This window comes from Pseudomonas sp. NPDC087814 (genome assembly GCF_044742865.1).
Taxonomy (GTDB): domain Bacteria; phylum Pseudomonadota; class Gammaproteobacteria; order Pseudomonadales; family Pseudomonadaceae; genus Aquipseudomonas.
On the sequence record NZ_JBIUVK010000114.1, the window covers coordinates 1 to 1,256 of the forward strand.

Annotated in this window: 1 protein-coding gene; it reads right to left on the minus strand. The window is 52.6% G+C overall.

Going from position 1 to position 1,256, the window contains the following annotated elements; genetic code table 11:
• Positions 1-90 precede the first annotated feature (90 nt).
• Positions 91-1,218: an IS481 family transposase gene (locus ACIOMR_RS30930; RefSeq protein ID WP_401198214.1), complete on the minus strand. Its 1,128-nt coding sequence runs from the start codon at positions 1,216-1,218 to the stop codon at positions 91-93.
• Between the last annotated feature and the right edge of the window lie 38 nt (positions 1,219-1,256).

Consider the following 1,256-nt stretch of genomic DNA (forward strand, 5'->3'; position numbering starts at 1 on the left):
TATGGTTTCGCTCTTACAGCGAGTCACTTTGCAAAAGCGTGTACGGACCGGACACATGGTGGACACATGTACGGGGACATGGTTGACACATTATGAACCGTAATCAGGCTGTTTCACGTCGATCGTTCGCAAAAAATGATGGCAGAAATAGACGTCAAATAGCCCGTCACTTTCAGTGTTGGGACGTAGTGCGATGTGATGTCCGGCCAGGCCTTTGGCGATCCTGAAATAGCGCTTCTGAAACTTAAATCGGCTGTGATAAACCTTGGCCTTTAAATCGTCCGGCCCGTACTCAAACGCCAAAAGCGTCTCCGGATAAGCCCAGGGGCTTTCTCGGTATCGGTCCATTGGAACCTTGTAACCCAGGGCTTGATGAGGGCGTTGATGGTTATAAACCTCTCGCCATTGATCGAGATTTGTTTGCGCTTCTGCAAGCGTCCGAAAATGGCGGCCGTTGAGCACTTCAGCCTTGAGTGACCGATGAAATCGTTCGATTTTCCCATTGGTTTGAGGGTGGAAAGGCCGACTGAAACTTACTCTGATACCTAGGCGAACGAGCCAGATACTCAGTTCCGTGATCTCCCCCGGATTACGCGGAGAGCCCCATGGGGGCCCGTTATCGACGTTGATGCGAGCTGGTAAACCGTAGCGCCGAAAAACCGCGATCAACTGCTCCTGTACCGTGGCTGTGCGCTCGTTGGCACAGGCTTTGATTGCCAAGTTGAAACGAGAATGGTCGTCCAAAACAGTTAGCGGATGGCATCGGCCTTGTTGCGTTGGGAAATGCCCTTTGAAATCCATCTGCCAAAGATCATTGGGCGTGTCGTGTTCAAACCTCAACCTTGCTGCCTGTAACTCTTTCGGGACCGTTTGAACCAAACCATGGCGATGTAAGACATTGGTGACAGTGCTAGGAGCGATACGCTTATCTAACAGATTGCTGATCGTGCGGCCGCCCCAGGCTGGATGCTCCCGCCTAATTGCCAAGACTTCAGTCTCCAGCGCGGGCTTGGTAAGTTTTGGGCTAGTGGCTGGCCTGCGGGATTTCTCCAGCAGACCTTGCTGGCCTTGTTCTTCGTAGCGACCGAGCCACTTGTACGCGGTTTGGGGACTGATACCGAACCGTCGACACAGTTCTCGTTTATTGCTGCCGGGTTGCCGGGCTAAGGCAACGAACTCTTTTTTCAGGCTCATGGCGTCTCTCGTATTCCAGGGCATGATGGTTTTCCGGCGTAGTTAGCTCGCCGAAAAGTGTC